The sequence below is a fragment of the Nocardia sp. NPDC004151 genome (assembly GCF_042874235.1).
GTDB lineage: Bacteria > Actinomycetota > Actinomycetes > Mycobacteriales > Mycobacteriaceae > Nocardia.
Genome location: NZ_JBIAMR010000044.1, coordinates 1 through 1,262 on the forward strand (window position 1 = coordinate 1; position 1,262 = coordinate 1,262).

Sequence of the window (1,262 nt, forward strand, 5' to 3'; positions counted from 1 at the left end):
ATGCGGCTTCTTAGAGAATGGTGGGTAGGGTCAGGTCCCGGCCAGGATCTGGTCCAGGTGCCCGGCGGGATGCTCCCCTATGCGGCTGCCCACCAGCTGGATCGGTGTGGCTCACTCATGGCTTGCCGTCTCGCCGGACCACCGTGCGGGAGTGGCTGAAAAGGGGCTTGCCCTGGCTCGAAGAAGCGGTGCCCTCCCCGCGCACACCTCGAAAAACTCGAGTCGGGAAGGGCCCACGATGACCGTCTTCATCGGGATGGATCCACACAAACGCTCGGCCACCATCGAAATCATCGATCCCCACGGACAAGTCCTGACCGGCGGAAGATACGCCACAAGTCGCCACGGATTCACCGAAATGCTCACCACCGCACAACGATTCCCCGATCGAGTCTGGGCAGTCGAAGGCTGCAACGGCATCGGCCGCCACCTGGCACACCGGTTGATCCACGCCGGCGAAACCGTGATCGACGTCCCCGCGAAACTCTCCGCCCAAGTCCGGGTCTTCGCCACCGGCAACGGCCGCAAAACCGACGCCGTCGACGCCCACTCGGTCGCGATCGCCGCGCTGCACGCACCCAATCTTCGCCGCGTCCACGCCGACCCCGAACTCATCGCCCTCGGGCTGCTCGCCGACCGCCGCGACGAACTCGGCCGCCTGCGCACCCAAACGGTCAACCGCGTCCACCGGCTGATGCTGGACCTGCTGCCCGGCGGCGCCAAAACGTTTCTGTCCGCCACGCAGGCGCGCGCACTACTGACACAAGTCTCCGCCACCGACCCGGTCACCACCGTTCAACAGCGGCTGACCGCCGAACTGATCGACGAACTCGAAACCATCGACGCCAAGATCAAAGCCGCCGACAAGGAGCTCCGCCAGCTCGTCACCGACCGCGGCTCGACTCTCATGGCCTTGCACGGCATCGGACCCTCCTCGGCTGCACGGCTTCTCGCCGACACCGGCGATATCCACCGCTTCGCCACCCGCGCGAGGTTCGCATCCTGGAACGGCACCGCGCCCCTGGACACATCCTCCGGTGATCAACGCCGCCACAGACTCTCGCGCTCAGGCAACCGCAAGATCAACCGGGTTCTGCACATCATGGCCATCGTCCAGTTGCGCCATCCCACCGCCGGCCGCGTCTACTACGACCACAAACGCTCGACCGGCAAGACCTCGATGGAAGCACTACGCGCGCTGAAACGACGGTTGTCCAACGTCGTCTATGTCCGGATACTCACCGACCAACGCCGCCGCGAAT

1 protein-coding gene is annotated in these 1,262 nt (G+C 65.3%); it reads left to right on the plus strand.

Features of this window, described 5'->3' with window-relative positions:
• Positions 1-79: 79 nt before the first annotated feature.
• Positions 80-1,262: IS110 family transposase (locus tag ACFYTS_RS36565; RefSeq protein WP_387309769.1), on the plus strand; the 1,183-nt coding region annotated here is incomplete at its 3' end.